Below are 1,279 nucleotides of genomic sequence, written 5' to 3'. Positions count from 1 at the left end.
CAATCGCGAACCTCCTGCGCCGAAAAGGCCGTGAGATACGGCAGCAGCGTGCTATCGCGTGCCAACCGTTCCGGTGTCAACCGGCGCTGCGATGGCAGCCGCTCCGCGAGGCGGTTCAGTTCCGTCTGGAGAAACACCCCCGCGCGAACAGTACGGTGACCAAAAAATTCCTCCAGAGCGAGCTTCGGACTGTGCCACCCACTGTGGCGGCATGTGCGCGCCAACAGGCTATACAGCAATTCGTCCGGGCGCAGCGCGGGCAGATAGCTCAACATGGATCAGCATCATCCGAAGTGTGGGCGGCGGACCAGACCGGCGGCGATCAGAGATTTTTCGGCACTTCGACCCGTCTCTTGGCCGTCTTGCACGATGTCGGAAATCCGGGAGACTGGGGGATCGCGCAGTGCCTTCTTGCGTGCTGGGTGGTTTCCCTTCTTCGGCGCCGCCTTCGCAGGCTCCTGCAACAAAGCAGGGACATGGCCAACAAGTTCCAATACTGAGGCGTCCGGGTGCAAGACCCGTACCTTGGCGGCCATCAACGTGGCAAGGTCTGCTGCCAACCCGACCTGTACCAAAGCAGCGATCAGCGGGTCGACTTCATCCGATTCCCGATCCTGTTCCGAATCCAGATCCGGCGCCGGTGGCAAAAAGGACTCAGTCTGCGGCATGGTGTTCTGGAAAACCTGCCAGACGTGGCTGTCCAGCGGCCGCAAGTCGTCATACTTGCTAATCTCCCGCTGATTGTTGGTCTTCAACGCTCTCAGCATCGGTTCGATAATCTTGAGGTGCCGCGCAGCGGTCTCGCGGAACAGCCGCGCGTCCATTATCTCGGGCATGTTGCGAAAAGCACTCTGCTCCATCACCTGGAGTTGCGCCAACATGAACAGCTTGATCAGTACGTCAATGACCCCCTGGCTTTCCTCATATAGAACCTGGCGGATCTCGTCCGTAAGCGGCGTTTCTTGCCGGGTCCATTGGTATTTCCACAAGACATCGACGAAGTGGTCCCACGAAGATCCCGGCTGCAGGCGCTCCCAGACCGCACACCCGAGGCCGTTGGCGCGACGGGCTTGTCGAAAGTCATCCTGAAAGAGGGACAGGGCGCCCATGGTCCCTATCGTAATCACCGGAATGCCAATGGTATTGATGAGGGTGACCAGAAAGTTCAGCAAGGCATCCCGTCCCACACCCTTGGCGAGGGTCAGATGTTGGATCTCGTCAATGATGAGTACGCCCAGTGCGTGGCGATTCGCAAGCTGAGCCATCTGGGCCATCATCA

At 59.3% G+C, this 1,279-nt stretch carries 2 protein-coding genes; both read right to left on the bottom strand.

What is annotated here, in order from left to right:
* The coding region (locus tag ACP5MM_RS09780; RefSeq protein WP_427934532.1) for a TniQ family protein at positions 1-275 on the bottom strand (275 nt) is incomplete at its 3' end.
* Between the two features lie 9 nt (positions 276-284).
* Positions 285-1,279, bottom strand: a 995-nt coding sequence (locus ACP5MM_RS09775; RefSeq protein ID WP_427934531.1) for a TniB family NTP-binding protein, incomplete at its 5' end; no start/stop codon positions are given.

Origin of the sequence: Acidithiobacillus sp. (assembly GCF_049965315.1) — a bacterium.
GTDB lineage: Bacteria > Pseudomonadota > Gammaproteobacteria > Acidithiobacillales > Acidithiobacillaceae > Acidithiobacillus_B.
This window is presented reverse-complemented; position numbering and strand designations above follow the sequence as displayed.